Below are 18,685 nucleotides of genomic sequence, written 5' to 3'. Positions count from 1 at the left end.
TTTACGCCAGACTGCGAACAAAAAATAACTTCTGTACAAAAGTAAAGCTGGCATAACACCAAATGCAATGATAAGTTTACATTAAATGTCCTTTCTAATACTAAGGTAAAAGGGTTTGCAGATGGTGTGTAACGTTTATTTTACGATTTGCGTCGGGTAAGTTTGCGGTACCATTGTTTCTCTTTTCGCTTTCATTTATCCGCAAAATGCGGAACCAAGGGGTCTTCGGTAATGACACAGCTAATATTTCTTGTCGGGCCTCGCGGCTGCGGTAAAACGACCATCGGACACGCGCTGGCGAAAGCTCGCAGCTTTAAGTTCGCCGACACGGACCATGAGCTGCAGGAGCATGAGCAGCGCACGGTAGCGGCTATCGTCCAGCAGGAAGGCTGGGAACGCTTTCGTGCGCTGGAAACGCAGGCTTTAGAACGCGTCGCTCAACCCGCGACGATCATCGCCACCGGCGGCGGCATTATCCTCAGCGAATACAACCGACAGTTTATGCGGGAAAATGGCATCGTTATCTATCTCGAAGCCTCGGTTTCCGCGCTGATTGACCGCCTTGAAGCCTATCCGAAGGCGGAACAGCGCCCGACGCTGACCGGAAAGCCCATCCGCGATGAAGTGGGTGAGGTGCTGGCGCAGAGGGAAGCGCTGTATCGCGCGGCCGCGCATCATATTATTAATGCGACCGCCACGCCGGATGAGGTCGTAGAACAGATTATGACCACCGTCTGCGGCGAGACCTATACCAGTTAAGACTTTGCCTGGGGTAAACGGATCGGCAGCGCCTATACTTTAAAGCTCTTAAGGTAAAAAAAGGAAACGCTATGCCGACCAGACCTCCATATCCAAGGGAAGCGCGTGTTGTCGCCGTTGAAAAGGGCCCGCAGGGCCAAACGGTCACCTGGTATGAACTGCGCGCCGATCACCCGACGCCAAACTCACTCATCAGCGAACATCCTACAGAACAGGAAGCGCTGGACGCCAAACGGCGTTACGAAGATCCTGATAAGTCTTAATTCCTCTTAAATGTCCGGGATTCGTTCTGAAAAGATCGCTACCGGACATGTATCACATTTTTAATCTATTAACGGTACTAATGATTACCTAAGGTACGGATTTTCAGGAGCGTTTTTGACGCTTCTGGAATCTTTACATTCCATATCAGCCGTAACCTGCTACGCTTCTCGACGGTTGCTTTGGGTCACCAGGGGGCAGAAGTTGTAAATAAAAGCCTGTTTTGAAACAGCGGTTGTGAAAAGGTAAACGATATGAGTAGTGCATCGATGGCAATCTTGACCATTGGGGTCGTACCCGTGGCGGAGATGCTGCCGCTTTTAACTGAACATATCAGGGAAGACGAGATCGCCCACATTAGCCTGCTCGGCAAAATGACGCGCGAAGACGTTATGCGGGACTACAGCATAGAGCCCGGCGATGAGATGCTATTGACCTTGCTTAACGATAATCAAATTGCGCAGGTCTCACGGCAGAAGGTTGAGCGTGATTTACGTAGCGTCATTGCGATGCTCGATAAACAAAATTACGACCTTATTTTACTCATGAGCACTCATCCCTTTAGCGGATTTACGGCGAATAATGCGATCCTGCTTGAGCCGCAAAGAATTATTCCGCCGCTGGTCGCGTCGATTGTCGACGGCCATCAGGTGGGGGTGATTGTTCCGGTTGAAGAGATTTTGCCGCTGCAGCGGAATAAATGGCAGGTATTAGAAAATACTCCGTTTTACGCCATTTCCAATCCGGTGAGCGGCGGTAAAGAGGAGTTAATCGCCGCGGGCAGGGAGTTGATTGAACAGGGCGCAGACGTATTAATGCTGGATTGCCTTTGCTACCACCAGCAGCATCGCGACATATTACAAAAGGCGCTGGATATTCCGGTTCTGTTGTCAAATGTGCTGGTTTCACGGCTGGCGGCAGAACTATTAGTTTAACCTGATGTAACGCGTTAATTTTACGTGACAGGGGCAAGGAGCGCCCCCTATATTGTGCCTTCAACACAAGATCATAAGGGCGAGTTTATGCTTCAAAGCAATGAATACTTTGACGGAAAAGTAAAATCAATCGGCTTCACCAGCAGCAGCACCGGTCGTGCGAGCGTGGGCGTGATGGCGGAAGGGGAATATACCTTTGGTACCGCGCAGCCGGAAGAGATGACCGTAGTCAGCGGCGCGCTGAACGTACTTTTGCCGGGAGAGACCGAGTGGAAAGTCTATGCCGCCGGGGAAGTATTCAACGTTCCGGGGAATAGCGAGTTTAATCTGCAGGTGGCTGAGCCGACCTCTTATCTGTGCCGCTACCTGTAATGTTCGTTTCCTTCCTGCGCTGGCAGGAAGGAATTCACGAGATTAGCGCTGCGCTTCGCCGCCTAACCCTTCCACCAGATTCTGAATCAGCGCGGCCAGCTCGCCGGTCATCAGAATAAAGTCCGCGTCAAAACGCTGGGCGAAATCTTCCCGATCGATATCTTCATTCCGATCGCGCAGTTCGTCGCAGAACTTCAGGCGTTTAATCGAACCATCATCGCACATTAAGAACTGAATGCGCTGCTGCCAGTCGAGCGCCAGCTTGGTGACGACCTTACCGGCTTCAATGTGCACGGCGATCTCGTCGCTCACCAGATCCTGTTTTTTCGCGCGGATCACGCCGCCGTCTTCCAGCATCGCTTTCAGCTCGGCTTCATCCAGCAGCTGGAAGCCCTGAGCCACGGTACCGGAACGCACCCACTCGGTCAGCGTCAGTTCGATCGGGGTTTCCAGCGCCAGCGGAACAACCGGCAGCGAGCCTAGGGTTTTACGCAGCAGCGCCAGCGTATCTTCCGCTTTTTTGGCGCTGGCGCAGTCCACCATGATCAGTCCGTTGACGGTATCGATCCACATCATGGTCTGGCTGAAGCGGCTGAAGGCGCGCGGCAGCAGGGAATGCAGCACTTCATCTTTCAGAGAATCTTTTTCGGTTTTTTTCAGCTTACGGCCCTGCTCGGCTTCCAGCTTGAAGATCTTTGCTTCCAGCGCCTGTTTGATCACCGGAGACGGCAGGATCTTCTCTTCTTTACGCGCGCAGATAACGATCTGGCCATTTGCCGTATGCGTCAGCGCATCGCTGTGCGATCCCATCGGCGGTACCCAACCGGTTTTGGCCATATCCTGGCTGCCGCAAGGGGTAAAGGTCAGCTCGGCCAGCTGTTTTTCCATCTCCTCGGCGCGCAGGGAAATGTCGCGGCTGAGACGATAAACCATTAAATTTTTGAACCACAGCATGATAATTTCCACGGCTTAGTCGTTAAATCCAGCGGGCATGATAGCGAATTGTCGCTATGCTTGCATTGTTAATCGGGAGAGGAATTCACAGTGCGCATTGGCATTGATTTAGGCGGAACCAAAACGGAAGTCATCGCGCTGAGCGACCAGGGAGCGCAGCTATTTCGTCATCGCCTGCCTACGCCAGGGGGTGATTATCGCCAGACGATAGAGACGATAGCCTCGCTGGTCGAGATGGCCGAGCAGGCTACCGGGCAGAGCGGCACGGTCGGCATCGGCATCCCCGGGTCGATTTCGCCCTATACCGGCGTGGTCAAAAACGCTAACTCAACCTGGCTCAACGGTCAGCCGTTTGATAAAGACCTTAGCCAGCGTCTGCAACGGGAAGTGCGTCTGGCCAACGATGCCAACTGCCTCGCGGTGTCGGAAGCGGTAGACGGCGCGGCGGCCGGGGCGCAAACGGTATTTGCGGTGATTATCGGCACCGGCTGCGGTTCAGGCGTGGCCCTTAACGGACGCGCCCATATTGGCGGCAACGGTACGGCGGGCGAGTGGGGGCACAACCCGCTGCCGTGGATGGATGAAGATGAACTTCGCTATCGCGCTGAAGTACCGTGCTACTGCGGCAAGCAGGGCTGTATTGAAACCTTTATCTCCGGTACCGGCTTTGCGACCGATTATCGGCGGTTAAGCGGTCATTCGCTAAAAGGCAGCGAGATTATGCAGCGCGTGGGCGAGCGGGATCCGGTGGCGGAGCTGGCGCTGAGCCGCTATGAGCTGCGGCTGGCGAAGTCGTTGGCTCACGTGGTTAACATCCTCGATCCGGACGTTATTGTGCTTGGCGGCGGAATGAGCAACGTTGACCGTCTCTACCAGACGGTGCCGAATCTGCTAAAACCATGGGTATTCGGCGGTGAATGCGAGACGCCGATTCGCCGGGCGGCGCACGGGGACTCCAGCGGCGTGCGCGGCGCGGCCTGGCTGTGGCCGCTGTAATCATCAACCGCTGCGCGGCCTGAACGGCGCAGCGGGTACCCCGCGGATTACCGGTCCGGGATCTCCTCCAGGCTGTAGTAAATCGGCAGCCCCCTTTTTTTGCCCTCCTCAATATCCAGATCCGCTCCCCGGGATTCGCCCGGCATGCGCAATATAGCGTCGCAGCGGCTAATGACACGGTGAGCGACCGGATAGAGATATTCCTCGCTAATCGCATCGCCAATTTCCGTTGAACCCGCAGCTTTGGCGATGGGCAGAGCCAGCCATTCGCCGACCACGGGGATATGCCCTTTCTGGTAAACGCGTAGCGCAACCTGGGCCATATTGTTCAGGTTAGCGTCGATAAGTTCCGCGCGATTGTGGGTGCCGCTGCGTACCGGGCCGGCAATCAAAATAAGTAAGCTTTTCATGGTTAAGACCTTCTTAATGGGCCAGAGGGGATGGGACGATGCTGCCGGAGGCAGCAGCACGCCCTCAGAAAAAGTTATGAATGCACGTTTTTGCACGAAATGATGTGGTTAAAATAATAATCACGAATTTTATGCATGATTTCGCCTGAGGCTCATCGTTAAAGCAATGAGTTTAAACTTATCATGCAAATTCGTGCAATATCAAGATTTATCGTGAATGCTGAGCCCGGGCAACGGCGCGACCTCTCCCGTGGGGGAGAGGCTTGAAGACAGGTGCGGAGGGGGAAATTTATTCGACGGCGAAAGCTTTATCGAGACGGCTATAGCCCAGCCCGTTGATTTTTTTAACTTTAATTTGCACAGGAATGCGCTCTTTCATCGCCTCAACGTGGCTGATGACGCCGATAATCTTGCCGCTGGCGTTGAGCGCGTCCAGCGCATCCAGCGCGGTATCCAGGGTTTCGCTGTCCAGAGTGCCGAAGCCCTCATCGAGAAACAGCGAGTCTATCCGCGTTTTATGGCTCACCAGATCGGAGAGCGCCAGCGCCAGCGCGAGGCTCACGAGGAAGCTCTCGCCGCCGGACAGCGTCCGGGTGTCGCGCACCGCGTCCGCCTGCCAGGTATCGACCACTTCCAGCTCCAGGGCGTCGCTGGCTTTGCGTTGCAGCAGATAGCGGCCGTGCAGGCGGTTGAGCTGATGGTTGGCCAGCCACACCAGGTTATCCAGCGTCAGGCCTTGCGCAAACTTACGGAATTTATCGCCCTCTCTGGAGCCGATAAGCGCGTTCAGCCATCCCCAGTCTTCCACTTCCTGCGCAGCGCGTTCCATCTGCTGGCGTAACGACTGCTGACGCTGCTGGTTTTCTGCATTCTGCTTCAGCTGCTGGCGAATCTCTCCCTGACGGGCGCTGTTTTCCCGCAGCAGCGTCGTCAGCTGCTGAAGCTGTTCCTGTACCCGCTCAAGAGGCTGGCTGATATCCGTTTCCGCCGGCGGCTGCTGGCGGTGGCTATCCAGCGCCTCGCGGGCCCGCATCGCCAGCGCCTGATTCTGCTGTAGCGTACTTTCCAGCGTCTGCTTCAGGCGTTCAAGGCGCCGGCGCGTCTCCTCATCGAGCAGCGCGGCGAGAAACGCCTGCTGGTCAGCGAACGGGCTGGCGGCCAGCGCCGCGCTGAACTGCGCTTCGCTCTCTTTCAACTGAGCCTGCTGCTGGCTCTCCTGCTGCCCCAGGGTTTGCCACTGGCTCTGAAGCGCGAGGCAGTCGTCGTGCACCTGGCGCCAGCCGTCCAGCGGCGCGGGTTCCGCCGCTAAGTCCGTTTCCGGCAAGGACTCCAGCAGCGGGGTCAACTGCTGAAGCTGTTCCTGCAGGGCGATCAGTTCGTTCTGTTTGGCCTGCCAGCCGCGGGTCTCGTCTTCCCGCTGCGCCAGCCAGCCTGCGGCCTGCTCTGCTGCCGGTAAATTCAGCGCAAATGCGGCCAGTTCAGCCGCCAGCGCGGCGCTGCGCTGCGCTTGTTCCTGCTGGAGCTGCTGGAGCTGCTGCTGGCACTCCTGCTGCTGGGCCTGCCAGGCCAGACGCTGCTGATGCTGATACAGCCGCTGTTCATGCTCCTGCTGCGCGTTTAGCCAGCCGGGAATGTCATCCTTTGGCGTCAGGTCGATATTTAATCCGGCGATCGTCGCCTGCCAGCGTGAGGTAAGCGCTTGCTCCTGCTGCAGAAGCGATGCTTTCTCGGTGGCCTCTTTTTGCTGCTGCTTAAGCAGGGCGTCCAGCTCGCCGCGCACCAGGGCGCCGGCCTCCGCCAGCTGTTTGACTTCGCGCTCAAGCGCATCGCGCCGCGCCTGATTTACGCCGGGAACCAGCGCCTGATACTCGGCGACGGCCGGATGCTGCGCGGAACCGCAGAGCGGACAGGGGGAACCGGGCTGCAGGCGGGCTCGCTCGGCCTCCAGGCCGGCAATGCGCGCTTCCATTTCGCACAGGGCTTTGACATCGCTAAACTGCTGATTTTTCTCTTTATAGGCCTGACGGCGCTGGGCCAGGGTGGTTTCCAGCCGCTCCTGCTCCTGCTTACTGGCCTGCCCGGCGGCATGAAGCTGGGATAAACGCTGGCTCAGCGGCTGCAGCTGGCCATGCAGGGCCGCGAGCTGCTGGCGCAGAGCGCGCGCCGCGGCGTGCTGCGCGAGGCTGGCGCTGACCTGCTCAGCATCCAGCGCCAGCCCGTCGGGCGGCAGTTCGCCCAGCCGGCGGCTGGTTTCCGCCAGACGCTGCTGCAGAGCGGCTTGCTGCTGCGTATCGCGGGCCTGCTGCTGGAAAGCGGCCCGCCAGCCCGCCAGCGCATTGCCCCATCGCTGGTAGCGGTCGTGCTCTTTTAGCCATGCGGCGAGCGTTTGCTGGTGGTTCTGCAGGCGTTCAGATTGCTGCCGGGCGGCGAGGCGAATCCCCGCCCGCAGCCGCAGTCGTTCATGTAAGCGAGTATTTACTTCTTCTCTCAGATTGCGGGTTTGCGCCAGCGCGGTGATTTGCTCCTGTTGACGCGTCCACTGCGGGCGTAGCTGCTCCGCGGGCTGGGCATTCAGCAATACGGTAAGCTGCGGTTGCGCCTGCTCCAGCGCAGCCTGCGCTTCGCGTAGCGCGGTTTGAGCCTGCCGATCTTCTGCCGTCAGCTCTGCGCCGCGTACCAGCCACTGACGGGCATTTTGCAGGCGGGTTTGTTCGCTAACCTGCTGTTTTTCTTCATCAGTAAGCGCTTGCAAACTTTGTTGGAGCGCCTGCTGCTGTTCGTCGCTCAGCAGCAGCACGCCGGAGGCCTGGGCCTGAATTTTCTCCAGCTCGACGCGGGCCTGCTTATGCTTTTCAAAGACCTGTGCCGAAATCTGGCCGTAAATCTCGGTGCCGGTCAGCTCCTCCAGCAGCTCGGCGCGCTCTTTCGGTTTCGCATTCAGGAAGGCGGCGAACTGCCCCTGCGACAGCAGCATCGAGCGGGTGAAGCGGCCATAGTCCAGGCCGGTGAGCGAGGCGGTCAGTTCCAGCTTATCTTTGACCTTATCGGCGAGGATCTTGCCGTCCTCGCAGCGCGCCAGCTCGACGCGCGGAACCTGCAGGTTGCCGTCCGGCTGGTTTCGCGCCCGGTTCTGGCTCCAGAAGGCGCGGTAGGCGATGCCTTTTACCTCAAACTCCACTTCCGCCAGGCATTCGGCGGTGTCGCGGGTCATCAGATCGTTCTGCGATTGCGACACGCTGCTCAGGCGCGGGGTTTCGTGATACAGCGCCAGACAGATTGCATCCAGCAGGGTGGTTTTTCCGGCGCCGGTTGGCCCGGTAATCGCGAACAGTCCGTTGCTGGCGAAGGGCTCAGCGGTGAAATCAATTTTCCATTCGCCTTTGAGTGAGTTGAGGTTTTTCAGGCGTAAGCTGAGTATTTTCACAGGCGATCCTCACCGTTCAGACTATGCAGCGTTTCATTAAAGAGCTGTTCCAGGCGCTGCTGCTGCGTTGCTTCCAGCGTTTCCAGCGCCAGACGGCGGGCGAAGACGTCCTCCACCTGCAGTTCGCTGAGGGTCTCGCGCTGAGCGCCGGCCAGAATGCGATCGCGCTGGGCGCGGCTGCGGCGCACCAGCAGCACTTCTACCGGCAGCGTTTCGGTCTGCGCCTGGATTTTACGTTGGATATCATGCATATATTCGTCGCTGGTGACTTCGATATCCAGCCACGCTGAGGGCTGCTGGTCGTTATTCTGCCATTGGTTTAGCTGTGCGCTAATGCTGGCGAAATCGCCCTTCAGGACCGCCAGCGGCTGGGTGACGGGGACGATAAGCGGCGTGACGTCCGTCAGGCAGCCGTTAGCGAAAGTGACCAGATTGACGCTCTTATTTTTCCCGGTTTCGTCAAAGCTCAGCGGGATGGGCGAACCGCTGTAGCGGATATGTTCGCAGCCGCCGACCACCTGCGCCCGGTGAATGTGGCCGAGCGCGATATAGTCGGCGGGCGGAAAACGGCTCGCCGGGAAGGCGTCCAGCGTACCGATATAGATTTCGCGAACCGCGTCGCTTTTGCTGGCGCCGACGGTGGTTAAATGGCCGCTGGCGATAATCGGCAGCGCCCGGTCGCCGCGCAGTTCGCAGGCCAGCTGGTACTGCTGCTGGTAGTAGTCGCTGATGGCGCTGAGCAGCAGCTGCTGCTTTTCGCCGCCAGAGTGCCCGGCCTGGCTGGTCACCAGCTCACGCGGGCGCAGGAACGGTACCGGACAAAAAATCGCCCCCGGCGTACCGTCGCGCAGCGGCAGGATAAAAGGGGCGTGGCCGGCATTGGCCACCACCGTCGTATTCAGGAAGGCGAGAATGTCTCGCGACTCGTTGAGGGTGGCAACCGAATCGTGGTTTCCCGCCAGCACCACCAGCCGGCAGCGGGTCTGCTGCAGCTGAACGACAAAGCGGTTATACAGCTCGCGCGCGTAGCTCGGCGGTGAGCCGGTATCAAAAATATCGCCCGCAACAATAATGGCATCGACATCATGTTCCTGCGCGCTGGCCAGCAGCCAGTCGAGAAACGCCTGATGTTCGGCGGCGCGACTTTTGCTGTAAAAATTTTGCCCAAGGTGCCAGTCAGAGGTGTGAAGGATGCGCATAGTTGTTCCCTGGAGAAAAAGCGTAAGCGGCATTATATACCCGTCATCCTTCAAGTTGCTTATGCGTTGGCTACGTCCAGCCACCTGGTTACCTGTACTTGTGGGGAGTGAAACCTGAATTATTGAGGGGATAACGCTGCTTTTGGGTGAGTTAAGTCCGTGTCACAATTCGAAATCCGCGTTCATCTGGCGGTCATTTTTTTCATAAATCTGTCATAAATCTGACGCATAATGGCCGCGCACTTCTATACTGATGGCTAAAAAATACAGGGTAAATAATGGCGAGAAGAATTCTGGTCGTTGAAGATGAAGCTCCAATCCGCGAAATGGTTTGCTTTGTTCTGGAGCAAAACGGCTTTCAGCCCGTCGAGGCGGAAGATTTTGACAGCGCGGTCGATCAGCTCAATGAACCCTGGCCTGATTTGATCCTCCTTGACTGGATGCTGCCGGGCGGGTCGGGTCTGCAGTTTATTAAACAGCTCAAGCGTGAAGCGATGACCCGTGATATTCCGGTGGTGATGCTGACCGCCCGCGGCGAAGAGGAAGATCGCGTCCGCGGCCTGGAGACCGGCGCCGATGACTACATCACTAAGCCGTTTTCCCCGAAAGAGCTGGTGGCGCGAATTAAAGCCGTGATGCGGCGCATTTCGCCGATGGCGGTGGAGGAGGTGATTGAAATGCAGGGGCTGAGCCTCGACCCCTCTTCGCATCGCGTCATGACCGGCGAAAATCCGCTGGATATGGGGCCTACGGAGTTTAAATTACTCCACTTCTTCATGACGCACCCGGAGCGAGTCTATAGCCGCGAACAGCTGCTGAATCACGTCTGGGGAACCAACGTTTATGTCGAAGACAGAACGGTAGACGTGCATATTCGCCGTCTGCGCAAAGCGCTGGAACATAGCGGCCATGACCGGATGGTACAAACGGTTCGCGGTACGGGATATCGTTTCTCCGCCCGTTTCTGAATGCTGACAGGAGTGTGAACCGTGCTGGAACGGCTGTCATGGAAAAGGCTGGCGCTTGAGCTTTTCTTGTGTTGTATCCCGGCCCTGATCCTCGGGGCGTTTTTAGGTTACCTGCCGTGGTTTTTATTGGCGGCAGTGACCGGTCTTCTTGTCTGGCATTTCTGGAATCTGATGCGCCTGTCGTGGTGGCTGTGGGTTGATCGCAGCATGACGCCGCCGCCGGGCAGCGGCAGCTGGGAGCCGCTGCTTTACGGACTGCACCAGATGCAGATGCGTAATAAAAAGCGCCGCCGTGAGCTGGGAAGCCTGATTAAGCGCTTTCGCAGCGGGGCGGAGTCTCTGCCGGATGCGGTGGTGCTGACCACCGAAGAAGGGGTGATGTTCTGGTGCAACGGTCTGGCCCAGCAGATCCTGAATCTGCGCTGGCCTGACGATAACGGGCAGAACATCCTTAACCTCTTGCGCTACCCTGAATTTGCCAATTATCTGAAATACCGCGATTTTTCCAAACCGCTCAATCTGGTGCTGAATAACGGCCGTCATCTTGAAATTCGCGTGATGCCCTATAGCGATAAACAGCTGCTGATGGTGGCGCGCGATGTCACGCAGATGCACCAGCTGGAAGGGGCGCGGCGAAACTTTTTCGCCAACGTCAGCCACGAACTGCGTACGCCGTTGACGGTGCTGCAGGGGTATCTGGAGATGATGCAGGAGCAGGTGCTGGAAGGGGGAACGCGCGAAAAAGCATTGCACACCATGCGTGAACAAACCCAGCGCATGGAAGGCCTGGTTAAGCAACTGCTGACGCTGTCGCGAATCGAAGCCGCGCCGGTACTGGCGATGAACGATAAAATCGATGTGCCGATGATGCTGCGGGTGGTCGAGCGCGAGGCGCAAACGCTAAGCCAGCAGAGGCAGGTGCTGCATTTTTCGGTCGATGAATCGCTGAAAGTACTGGGTAATGAAGAACAGCTGCGCAGCGCCATTTCCAACCTGGTCTATAACGCGGTCAACCATACGCCGCCGGGAACGGACATTACCGTAAGCTGGCAGCGCGCGCCGCACGGAGCGTTGTTCAGCGTCGAAGATAACGGGCCGGGCATCGCGCCGGAACATATTCCGCGTCTGACCGAGCGTTTCTACCGGGTGGATAAAGCGCGTTCAAGACAGACCGGCGGCAGCGGTCTGGGGCTGGCGATCGTCAAACACGCCGTCAGCCATCACGATAGCCGCCTCGAAATTGAGAGTACGCTGGGGAAAGGCACCCGCTTTAGCTTCCTGTTACCGGAACGTTTAATTGCCAAAAATTGAGCCCGAGCGGCCGGGTGTCAGAATAACTTGCCAATGACCAGCTTCGGCTGGTCATTTTCCTTTGCAGCGCAATCACAGCTGCGTAATTAACGAACGCTCGCTGCTTTTTTGTTCGCATGATAAGCCAGATGTTTTCTATCCATCAGGTAAATAATTCTACGCATCAAAATAGAGTTAGCATAATCATCTGCTTTTGCGATCCCTCCTTGCTTTAAAACGTTATAAGCGTTTAAATTGCCCCCCTACGGTCGCAGACAGACTGTTTTTGCGTGGTAATTCAAAAAACAATTCTTTTCCACGCCGCTTTGGGAGCATATCCCGCTGAGTTTACTGACAATGGCCGCTGTATCATCCCCAGGGGAAAGGCGCGGTATTTATCCGTTTTTACAACACCACATCCACAGGCTGTAATGAATTTATGACCCATCAGTTAAAATCTCGCGACATCATAGCGTTGGGCTTTATGACCTTCGCGCTGTTTGTCGGCGCAGGCAATATTATCTTCCCCCCAATGGTTGGCTTACAGGCCGGCGAACACGTCTGGAGCGCGGCCATTGGCTTTCTGATTACCGCCGTGGGTCTGCCGGTGCTAACGGTCGTGGCGCTGGCAAAAGTCGGCGGCGGCGTAGAGAGCCTGAGCACGCCGATTGGTAAAGTCGCCGGTATCCTGCTGGCGGTCGTCTGCTATCTGGCCGTAGGGCCGCTGTTCGCGACCCCGCGTACCGCGACCGTCTCTTTTGAGGTGGGGATTGCGCCGCTGACCGGCGACGGCCCGCTGCCGCTGCTGATTTACAGCATTATCTATTTTGCGCTGGTGATCCTCGTTTCGCTCTACCCGGGCAAGCTGCTGGACACCGTGGGGAATTTCCTCGCGCCGCTGAAAATTATCGCCCTGATTATTCTCGCCGTGGCGGCAATCGTCTGGCCTGCCGGTCCGCTGAGCCACGCGATGGAAGCCTACCGCACCGCGCCGTTCTCTAACGGCTTCGTCAACGGCTATCTGACCATGGACACCCTCGGGGCAATGGTCTTTGGTATCGTGATTGTTAACGCCGCGCGTTCTCGCGGCGTCACCGAAGCCCGCCTGCTGACCCGCTACACCGTCTGGGCTGGCCTGATGGCCGGCGTGGGCCTGACGCTGCTGTACCTGGCGCTGTTCCGTTTAGGTTCCGATAGCGGCACGCTGGTGGAGCAGTCCGCTAACGGCGCGGCGATTCTGCATGCTTACGTCCAGCACACCTTCGGCGGCGCGGGAAGCTTCCTGCTGGCGGCGCTGATCTTTATCGCCTGTCTGGTGACGGCGGTGGGCTTGACCTGCGCCTGCGCGGAGTTCTTTGCCCAGTACCTGCCGTTCTCCTACCGTACGCTGGTGTTTATCCTCGGCCTGTTTTCGATGGCGGTCTCCAACCTCGGCCTGAGCCACCTGATTCAGATTTCGATTCCGGTGCTGACGGCTATCTATCCGCCGTGTATCGCACTGGTTGTATTAAGCTTTACCCGCGGTTGGTGGCATAATTCGTCCCGCGTTATCGCCCCGGCAATGTTTATCAGCCTGATGTTTGGTATCATTGACGGCATTAAAGCGTCGGCGTTTGCAGAGATGATGCCGTCCTGGACCGCGCGTCTGCCGCTGGCGGAGCAGGGCCTGGCCTGGCTGATGCCAACCGCCGTTATGGTGGTGCTGGCGGTTATCTGGGATCGCGCAGCGGGACGTCAGGTGACATCCAGCGCGCACTAACCGACGCTTTACACAGGTGTTTAACCACGGGACTTCAGGTCCCGTGGTTTTTTGTTTTTTTGGTCACCCTCCTTTGTTCTTTGCCCTCGCGAAGGCCAGAGGAGAAAAACGGCATGGAACACGATGGAAAGTAGTAACAAGCTTAAGCGCGGGCTAAGTACCCGGCATATTCGCTTTATGGCGCTGGGGTCGGCAATCGGTACCGGCCTTTTCTATGGTTCGGCTGACGCGATTAAAATGGCGGGTCCGAGCGTTCTGTTGGCTTATATTATCGGCGGCGTCGCGGCCTACATTATCATGCGCGCGCTGGGCGAGATGTCGGTGCATAACCCGGCCGCCAGTTCATTCTCGCGCTACGCGCAGGATTATCTTGGCCCGCTGGCGGGCTATATCACCGGCTGGACCTACTGTTTCGAAATTCTGATTGTCGCCATCGCCGACGTCACGGCCTTCGGTATCTATATGGGCGTCTGGTTCCCGGCGGTACCGCACTGGATTTGGGTACTCAGCGTGGTGCTGATTATCTGCGCCGTCAACCTGATGAGCGTGAAGGTCTTCGGCGAGCTGGAGTTCTGGTTCTCCTTCTTCAAAGTCGCCACGATTATCATCATGATCCTCGCCGGTTTCGGCATCATTATCTGGGGGATTGGCAACGGCGGGCAGCCGACGGGTATCCACAACCTCTGGAGCAACGGCGGCTTCTTCAGCAACGGCTGGCTGGGGATGGTGATGTCGCTGCAGATGGTAATGTTCGCCTACGGTGGGATCGAAATCATCGGTATCACCGCCGGCGAAGCGAAAGATCCGGAGAAATCCATTCCGCGCGCCATTAACTCGGTGCCGATGCGTATCCTGGTGTTTTACGTCGGGACGCTGTTTGTGATTATGTCTATCTATCCGTGGAACCAGGTCGGGACCAACGGCAGCCCGTTCGTCTTAACCTTCCAGCATCTCGGCATCACTTTTGCCGCCAGCATCCTGAACTTTGTGGTGCTGACCGCTTCGCTGTCGGCCATTAACTCCGACGTCTTTGGCGTGGGGCGTATGCTGCACGGCATGGCGGAGCAGGGCAGCGCGCCGAAAATGTTCGCGAAAACCTCCCGTCGCGGGGTGCCGTGGGTGACGGTGATGGTGATGACCATCGCGCTGCTGTTCGCGGTCTATCTTAACTATATTATGCCGGAGAACGTTTTCCTGGTGATCGCCTCGCTGGCCACTTTCGCCACCGTCTGGGTGTGGATTATGATCCTGCTGTCGCAGATCGCCTTCCGCCGCCGTCTGCCGCCGGAAGAGGCGAAGGCGCTTAAGTTCAGGGTGCCTGGCGGTGTCGCGACCACGGTGATTGGCCTGCTGTTCCTGGTCTTTATTATCGGTCTGATCGGCTACCATCCTGATACCCGCATCTCGCTGTACGTTGGCTTTGCGTGGATTCTCCTGCTGCTGATTGGCTGGCAGTTTAAAACCCGCCGCGAGCGAAAACTGGCGAAAGCCTAGTCATTTTCGTTCTCTTCTTGCCGGATACGCACGGGCTATCCGGCAAGCTATCCCTCCACCCCCGCCATCCTCCCCCAATAATTCTGCCGATGATGAGTCATACGCCAGTACGCTGTGGCAAGGTGTGCCCATTCTGCAAAGAGAGGAATAATGATGTTGAAGGCATGGCACCTCCCGGTTGCTCCGTTTATTAAGGAACAGCAGGAACGACTGATTATTACGCTATGGTTAAGCGGCGACGATCTGCCGCCGCGGGTCACGCTGCGCGCGGAAGAGGATAACGAAGAGCTGTCGCTGCCGATGCACCGCCTGCGGCAGGAGCCGCATCCGGGCGTGGTGGCGTGGCGCGGGGAAATCAGCCTCGTTAACGGGCAGCCGCGTCGCCGCTACAGCTTCAAGCTGCTGTGGGCCGACCGCCAGCTGTGGTTCACGCCGCAGGGGTTCAACCGCTTTCCGCCAGCGAGGCTGGAGCAGTTTGCGGTCGATCTGCCGGACAGCGGACCGCAGTGGGTAGCCGATCAGGTATTTTATCAAATCTTCCCTGACCGTTTTGCCCGCAGCGAGTCTCGCGAAGCGGGACAGGATGCGATTTATTACCATCACGCCGCCGGTCACGACATCGTACGCAAAGCGTGGGATGAACCGCTAACCGCCGAGGCGGGCGGCTCCACCTTTTACGGCGGCGATCTCGATGGTATCAGCGAGCGGCTGCCGTACCTGAAGCAGCTTGGCGTAACGGCGCTGTACCTGAATCCGGTATTTGTCGCCCCCAGCGTGCATAAATATGATACCGAGGATTATCGTCGCGTTGATCCGCAGTTTGGCGGCGATGCGGCGCTGCTGCGCCTGCGCCACCATACGCAAAAAGAGGGAATGCGTCTGATCCTCGATGGCGTGTTCAACCATAGCGGCGATTCGCATGCCTGGTTCGACCGCCACCAGCGCGGTAGCGGCGGCGCCTGCCATAACGCCGATTCGCCGTGGCGTGACTGGTATAATTTTTCCCCCGAGGGCGTTGCCCACGACTGGTTGGGATACGCCAGCTTGCCTAAGCTGGACTACCGGTCGTCGACGCTGATCGATGAAATCTATGGCGGGGAAGATAGTATCGTGCGCCACTGGCTGAAAGCGCCATGGAGCATGGACGGCTGGCGCCTGGATGTGGTGCATATGCTGGGCGAAGAGGGCGGGGCGCGCAATAACCTGCGCCATATCGCCGGCATTACCCAGGCGGCGAAGCTGGAGCGGCCGGACGCTTTCGTGTTCGGTGAGCATTTCGGCGACGCGCGCCAGTGGCTACAGGCCGACGTTGAAGACTCGGCGATGAACTACCGCGGCTTTACCTTTCCGCTGTGGGGCTTTCTCGCGAACACCGATATCTCCTACGATCCTCAGAAAATCGATGCGCAGACCTGTATGGCGTGGATGGATAACTATCGTGCCGGACTGTCGCACCAGCAGCAGCTGCGGATGTTTAACCAGCTGGATAGCCACGATACCGCGCGCTTTAAGTCTCTGCTCGGCAAAGATGTTGCCCGCCTGCCGCTGGCGGTGGTGTGGCTATTTAGCTGGCCGGGCGTGCCGTGCATTTACTACGGCGATGAAGTGGGCGTGGATGGCAATAACGATCCGTTCTGCCGTAAGCCGTTCCCGTGGGATCCGGCTTTGCAGGATGGCGCTCTGCTTGAACTGTACAAGCGGATGAGCAAGCTGCGTAAGGCCAATCAGGCGCTGCGCTACGGCGGCTGTCAGGTGATTTATGCCGAAGATAACGTGGTGGTGTTCGTGCGCGTCTATAAGCAGCAGCGCGTGCTGGTGGCGATCAACCGCGGCGAAGCCTGCGAGGTGGTGGTGGAGGATTCGCCGCTGCTCGACGTCAACGGCTGGCAGCTGAAAGAGGGCGCCGGGGCGCTACACGACGGCGTGCTGACGCTACCGGCGATCTCCGCCAGCGTCTGGTTTAGCCGCTAGTCGTAGAGCTGGCTCAGGCTTTCACTTTGCAAAATGGCCTCGCGCCACCAGCGCTGGGCCAGCCCGTCGTTGCCGCTGCGCCAGGCCATATAGGTGATATCTTTCTCGCGGCAGGAGATGACGGCCTTTTCGACCAGCTCGCCTTTTTCCAGCCACGGCCGGGCAATGTGGCGCGGTAAAAAGCCGCAGCCCAGCCCGGCGCGCAAGAGTTCGACTTTACTGGCGAAATCATCGACGCGGATTTGCGGCTGCTCGTCGAGCAGGTTGCTGTTGAGCGGATGGCAGTAGCGGGCGCTGTCGCTGATAACCACCGCGCGATGCAGGCTGAGCTGCTTATTGGTCAGCGGTTGGGTTGTTTCCGCCAGCGGATGCCCTGGCGCGATGACGAAAATATTGTCCATGGCGCCGAGCATTTTCCACGACCATTCGGCGGAGGTCGGCGGTTCATTGATCGCCCCGAGAATAATATCCGCGCCGTTGTGGGTGAGCTCTTCCCACGAGCCCGCAAGAGTATGGTGGGTAAAGTTAAGGCGGGTTTGCGGATGCTGGGCGTAGAACGCGTCGATCAGCGGCAGCAGCGCGCTAAACGGGAAAGAGTCATCCAGGGCGATTGCCAGATCCCGTTCCCAACCGGCGCTGAGCTGCACCGCCTGCTTTTCCAGATCTTTGGCGGCATTCAGCAGCAATCGGCCTTTCTCCAGCATCATTCTGCCCGTATCGGTAAATTTTGCCCGGTGCCCGGAGCGATCCAATAGAGTGATATTCAGATCGTTTTCCAGCTTTTGAATCATGTAGCTCAGCGCGGCAGGGGTTTTAAATAGCGATTCTGCGGCGGTGGCAAAAGAGCCATGTTTGTCCAGCGCGTCGAGAATCAACAGGACATCAAGGTTCAGGCGCATGCGTCAGCTTCCGGTAAAAAAGAGTGCCCCCGTTTTACCGGAGCGCCCTGTTCAATTCCAGTGAATAATTTAGAACGGTTAACCGTAAAAATTTGATAAACATAATTTCGCCCATCTTGTAATGGTTAATCGAATAGTCATAACTTTCGCTTTGGAAATAAATCAGAAAAAAATCTTTAATAACTCGTTAGAAATTACTGACTATACTCACCATGCTTTATCAGTCAGGATCCAGACAGCACAACGGAAACGGTAGTATCTTTTTAACTCATTGATTAACAGGATATGTTATGTCTATTCGTGAACTGATCGATCCCTCAAACTCAGCGCTTATTTTTATTGACCACCAGCCGCAAATGTCTTTTGGCGTGGCCAATATTGACCGTCAGACCCTGAAAAATAATACGGTGGCCTTAGCCAAAGCGGGCAAAATTTTTAATGTTCCGGTGATTTATACCTCAGTAGAAACCAAAAGCTTCAGCGGCTATATCTGGCCGGAACTGCTGGCCGTACATCCTGATGTGAAACCTATTGAACGTACCTCAATGAATTCCTGGGAAGACGCGGCTTTTGTTGAAGCGGTAAAGGCGACCGGACGCAAGAAACTGATTATTTCCGCACTGTGGACGGAAGTCTGCCTGACTTTCCCGGCGCTGATGGCGCTGGATGCGGGCTATGAAGTTTACGTAGTGACCGATACCTCCGGCGGCACCTCGGTTGATGCCCACGAACGCTCCATTGACCGTATGGTGCAGGCCGGCGCGGTGCCGGTAACCTGGCAGCAGGTGCTGCTGGAGTACCAGCGCGACTGGTCGCGTAAAGAGACGTATGACGCGGTGATGGACCTGGTGCGCGAGCACAGCGGCGCCTACGGGATGGGCGTGGATTACGCTTATACCATGGTGCACGGTGCGCCAGAGCGTAAAGCTTAAATACACTTCATCCTTCAAGCTGCCTCTTTGTTGGCTTCGTTTGCCCGCCCCGGTCACTGACT

General features: G+C 57.3%; 16 protein-coding genes. 11 read left to right on the top strand and 5 right to left on the bottom strand.

The features are described 5' to 3' along the window. The first annotated feature begins 231 nt into the window (after window positions 1-231). The 4 genes from aroL (at window position 232) to ppnP (ending at window position 2,327) form a co-directional block, all read left to right on the top strand. A complete protein-coding gene (gene aroL / locus ABLV30_RS21375; protein WP_004848163.1) occupies window positions 232-759 on the top strand; it encodes a shikimate kinase AroL in 528 nt (175 codons plus the stop codon). Window positions 760-830: 71 nt separating this feature from the next. Beyond that, a complete protein-coding gene (locus ABLV30_RS21370) occupies window positions 831-1,022 on the top strand; it encodes a YaiA family protein (RefSeq protein ID WP_004129622.1) in 192 nt (63 codons plus the stop codon). A 252-nt stretch (window positions 1,023-1,274) separates the two neighbouring features. After that, window positions 1,275-1,955, top strand: coding sequence for an AroM family protein (locus ABLV30_RS21365; protein ID WP_165795123.1), 681 nt, complete (start codon window positions 1,275-1,277; stop codon window positions 1,953-1,955). Window positions 1,956-2,042: 87 nt separating this feature from the next. Beyond that, window positions 2,043-2,327 (top strand): pyrimidine/purine nucleoside phosphorylase, encoded by a 285-nt coding sequence (gene ppnP / locus ABLV30_RS21360; RefSeq protein ID WP_004099395.1) that lies wholly within the window; start codon window positions 2,043-2,045, stop codon window positions 2,325-2,327. 42 nt (window positions 2,328-2,369) lie between these two features. Here ppnP and rdgC read toward each other — a convergent pair whose 3' ends face one another. Then, window positions 2,370-3,281 (bottom strand): recombination-associated protein RdgC, encoded by a 912-nt coding sequence (gene rdgC, locus ABLV30_RS21355; RefSeq protein WP_004848166.1) that lies wholly within the window; start codon window positions 3,279-3,281, stop codon window positions 2,370-2,372. A 90-nt stretch (window positions 3,282-3,371) separates the two neighbouring features. Between rdgC and mak the strand changes: the two genes are divergently transcribed. Beyond that, window positions 3,372-4,277 (top strand): fructokinase, encoded by a 906-nt coding sequence (gene mak, locus ABLV30_RS21350; protein WP_025107194.1) that lies wholly within the window; start codon window positions 3,372-3,374, stop codon window positions 4,275-4,277. Window positions 4,278-4,324: 47 nt separating this feature from the next. On the opposite strand, the gene ABLV30_RS21345 is transcribed toward mak, so the two are convergent. The 3 genes from ABLV30_RS21345 to sbcD form a co-directional block, all read right to left on the bottom strand. Next, window positions 4,325-4,687 carry an NUDIX hydrolase gene (locus tag ABLV30_RS21345; RefSeq protein WP_025107193.1) on the bottom strand — a complete coding sequence of 121 codons (363 nt, stop codon included), beginning with the start codon at window positions 4,685-4,687 and terminating at the stop codon, window positions 4,325-4,327. 289 nt (window positions 4,688-4,976) lie between these two features. After that, entirely contained in the window at window positions 4,977-8,111 is a 3,135-nt protein-coding gene (gene sbcC, locus ABLV30_RS21340) for an exonuclease subunit SbcC (protein ID WP_265800646.1), read from the bottom strand. Then, the gene (sbcD, locus tag ABLV30_RS21335; RefSeq protein WP_014228147.1) at window positions 8,108-9,310 is read right to left on the bottom strand and encodes an exonuclease subunit SbcD; all 1,203 of its coding nucleotides are present in this window, start codon (window positions 9,308-9,310) and stop codon (window positions 8,108-8,110) included. The genes sbcC and sbcD overlap by 4 nt, the downstream gene beginning before the upstream one ends. Window positions 9,311-9,588: 278 nt before the next feature. On the opposite strand from sbcD, the gene phoB reads away from it, so the two are divergent. The 5 genes from phoB (at window position 9,589) to malZ (ending at window position 16,792) form a co-directional block, all read left to right on the top strand. Beyond that, window positions 9,589-10,278, top strand: coding sequence for a phosphate response regulator transcription factor PhoB (gene phoB, locus ABLV30_RS21330; RefSeq protein ID WP_265800644.1), 690 nt, complete (start codon window positions 9,589-9,591; stop codon window positions 10,276-10,278). A 21-nt stretch (window positions 10,279-10,299) separates the two neighbouring features. After that, window positions 10,300-11,589 carry a phosphate regulon sensor histidine kinase PhoR gene (gene phoR, locus ABLV30_RS21325; RefSeq protein WP_004848171.1) on the top strand — a complete coding sequence of 430 codons (1,290 nt, stop codon included), beginning with the start codon at window positions 10,300-10,302 and terminating at the stop codon, window positions 11,587-11,589. A gap of 418 nt (window positions 11,590-12,007) precedes the next feature. After that, window positions 12,008-13,327 (top strand): branched-chain amino acid transporter carrier protein BrnQ, encoded by a 1,320-nt coding sequence (gene brnQ / locus ABLV30_RS21320; RefSeq protein WP_025107191.1) that lies wholly within the window; start codon window positions 12,008-12,010, stop codon window positions 13,325-13,327. A 123-nt stretch (window positions 13,328-13,450) separates the two neighbouring features. Next, window positions 13,451-14,821 carry a proline-specific permease ProY gene (proY, locus tag ABLV30_RS21315; protein ID WP_122116967.1) on the top strand — a complete coding sequence of 457 codons (1,371 nt, stop codon included), beginning with the start codon at window positions 13,451-13,453 and terminating at the stop codon, window positions 14,819-14,821. A 153-nt stretch (window positions 14,822-14,974) separates the two neighbouring features. Beyond that, window positions 14,975-16,792, top strand: coding sequence for a maltodextrin glucosidase (gene malZ / locus ABLV30_RS21310; protein ID WP_025107190.1), 1,818 nt, complete (start codon window positions 14,975-14,977; stop codon window positions 16,790-16,792). Here malZ and ABLV30_RS21305 read toward each other — a convergent pair. Next, on the bottom strand, window positions 16,789-17,691 hold the full coding sequence (locus ABLV30_RS21305) for a LysR family transcriptional regulator (protein ID WP_014228151.1): 903 nt from the start codon (window positions 17,689-17,691) through the stop codon (window positions 16,789-16,791). The genes malZ and ABLV30_RS21305 overlap by 4 nt on opposite strands. 290 nt (window positions 17,692-17,981) lie before the next feature. Between ABLV30_RS21305 and ABLV30_RS21300 the strand changes: the two genes are divergently transcribed. Beyond that, complete coding sequence (locus tag ABLV30_RS21300; protein ID WP_004848179.1) at window positions 17,982-18,623, top strand: hydrolase; 642 nt, start codon at window positions 17,982-17,984, stop codon at window positions 18,621-18,623. Window positions 18,624-18,685: the final 62 nt, after the last annotated feature.

This window comes from Klebsiella sp. CN_Kp113, from assembly GCF_040064585.1.
Classification (GTDB): domain Bacteria; phylum Pseudomonadota; class Gammaproteobacteria; order Enterobacterales; family Enterobacteriaceae; genus Klebsiella; species Klebsiella michiganensis.
This window is presented reverse-complemented; position numbering and strand designations above follow the sequence as displayed.

Coding starts and splice junctions, on each gene's coding strand:
- aroL (WP_004848163.1), top strand. CDS start 232: ATGACACAGCTAATATTTCTTGTCGGGCCTCGCGGCTGCGGTAAAACG.
- ABLV30_RS21370 (WP_004129622.1), top strand. CDS start 831: ATGCCGACCAGACCTCCATATCCAAGGGAAGCGCGTGTTGTCGCCGTT.
- ABLV30_RS21365 (WP_165795123.1), top strand. CDS start 1,275: ATGAGTAGTGCATCGATGGCAATCTTGACCATTGGGGTCGTACCCGTG.
- ppnP (WP_004099395.1), top strand. CDS start 2,043: ATGCTTCAAAGCAATGAATACTTTGACGGAAAAGTAAAATCAATCGGC.
- rdgC (WP_004848166.1), bottom strand. CDS start 3,281: ATGCTGTGGTTCAAAAATTTAATGGTTTATCGTCTCAGCCGCGACATT.
- ABLV30_RS21345 (WP_025107193.1), bottom strand. CDS start 4,687: ATGAAAAGCTTACTTATTTTGATTGCCGGCCCGGTACGCAGCGGCACC.
- sbcD (WP_014228147.1), bottom strand. CDS start 9,310: ATGCGCATCCTTCACACCTCTGACTGGCACCTTGGGCAAAATTTTTAC.
- phoB (WP_265800644.1), top strand. CDS start 9,589: ATGGCGAGAAGAATTCTGGTCGTTGAAGATGAAGCTCCAATCCGCGAA.
- brnQ (WP_025107191.1), top strand. CDS start 12,008: ATGACCCATCAGTTAAAATCTCGCGACATCATAGCGTTGGGCTTTATG.
- proY (WP_122116967.1), top strand. CDS start 13,451: ATGGAAAGTAGTAACAAGCTTAAGCGCGGGCTAAGTACCCGGCATATT.
- malZ (WP_025107190.1), top strand. CDS start 14,975: ATGTTGAAGGCATGGCACCTCCCGGTTGCTCCGTTTATTAAGGAACAG.
- ABLV30_RS21305 (WP_014228151.1), bottom strand. CDS start 17,691: ATGCGCCTGAACCTTGATGTCCTGTTGATTCTCGACGCGCTGGACAAA.
- ABLV30_RS21300 (WP_004848179.1), top strand. CDS start 17,982: ATGTCTATTCGTGAACTGATCGATCCCTCAAACTCAGCGCTTATTTTT.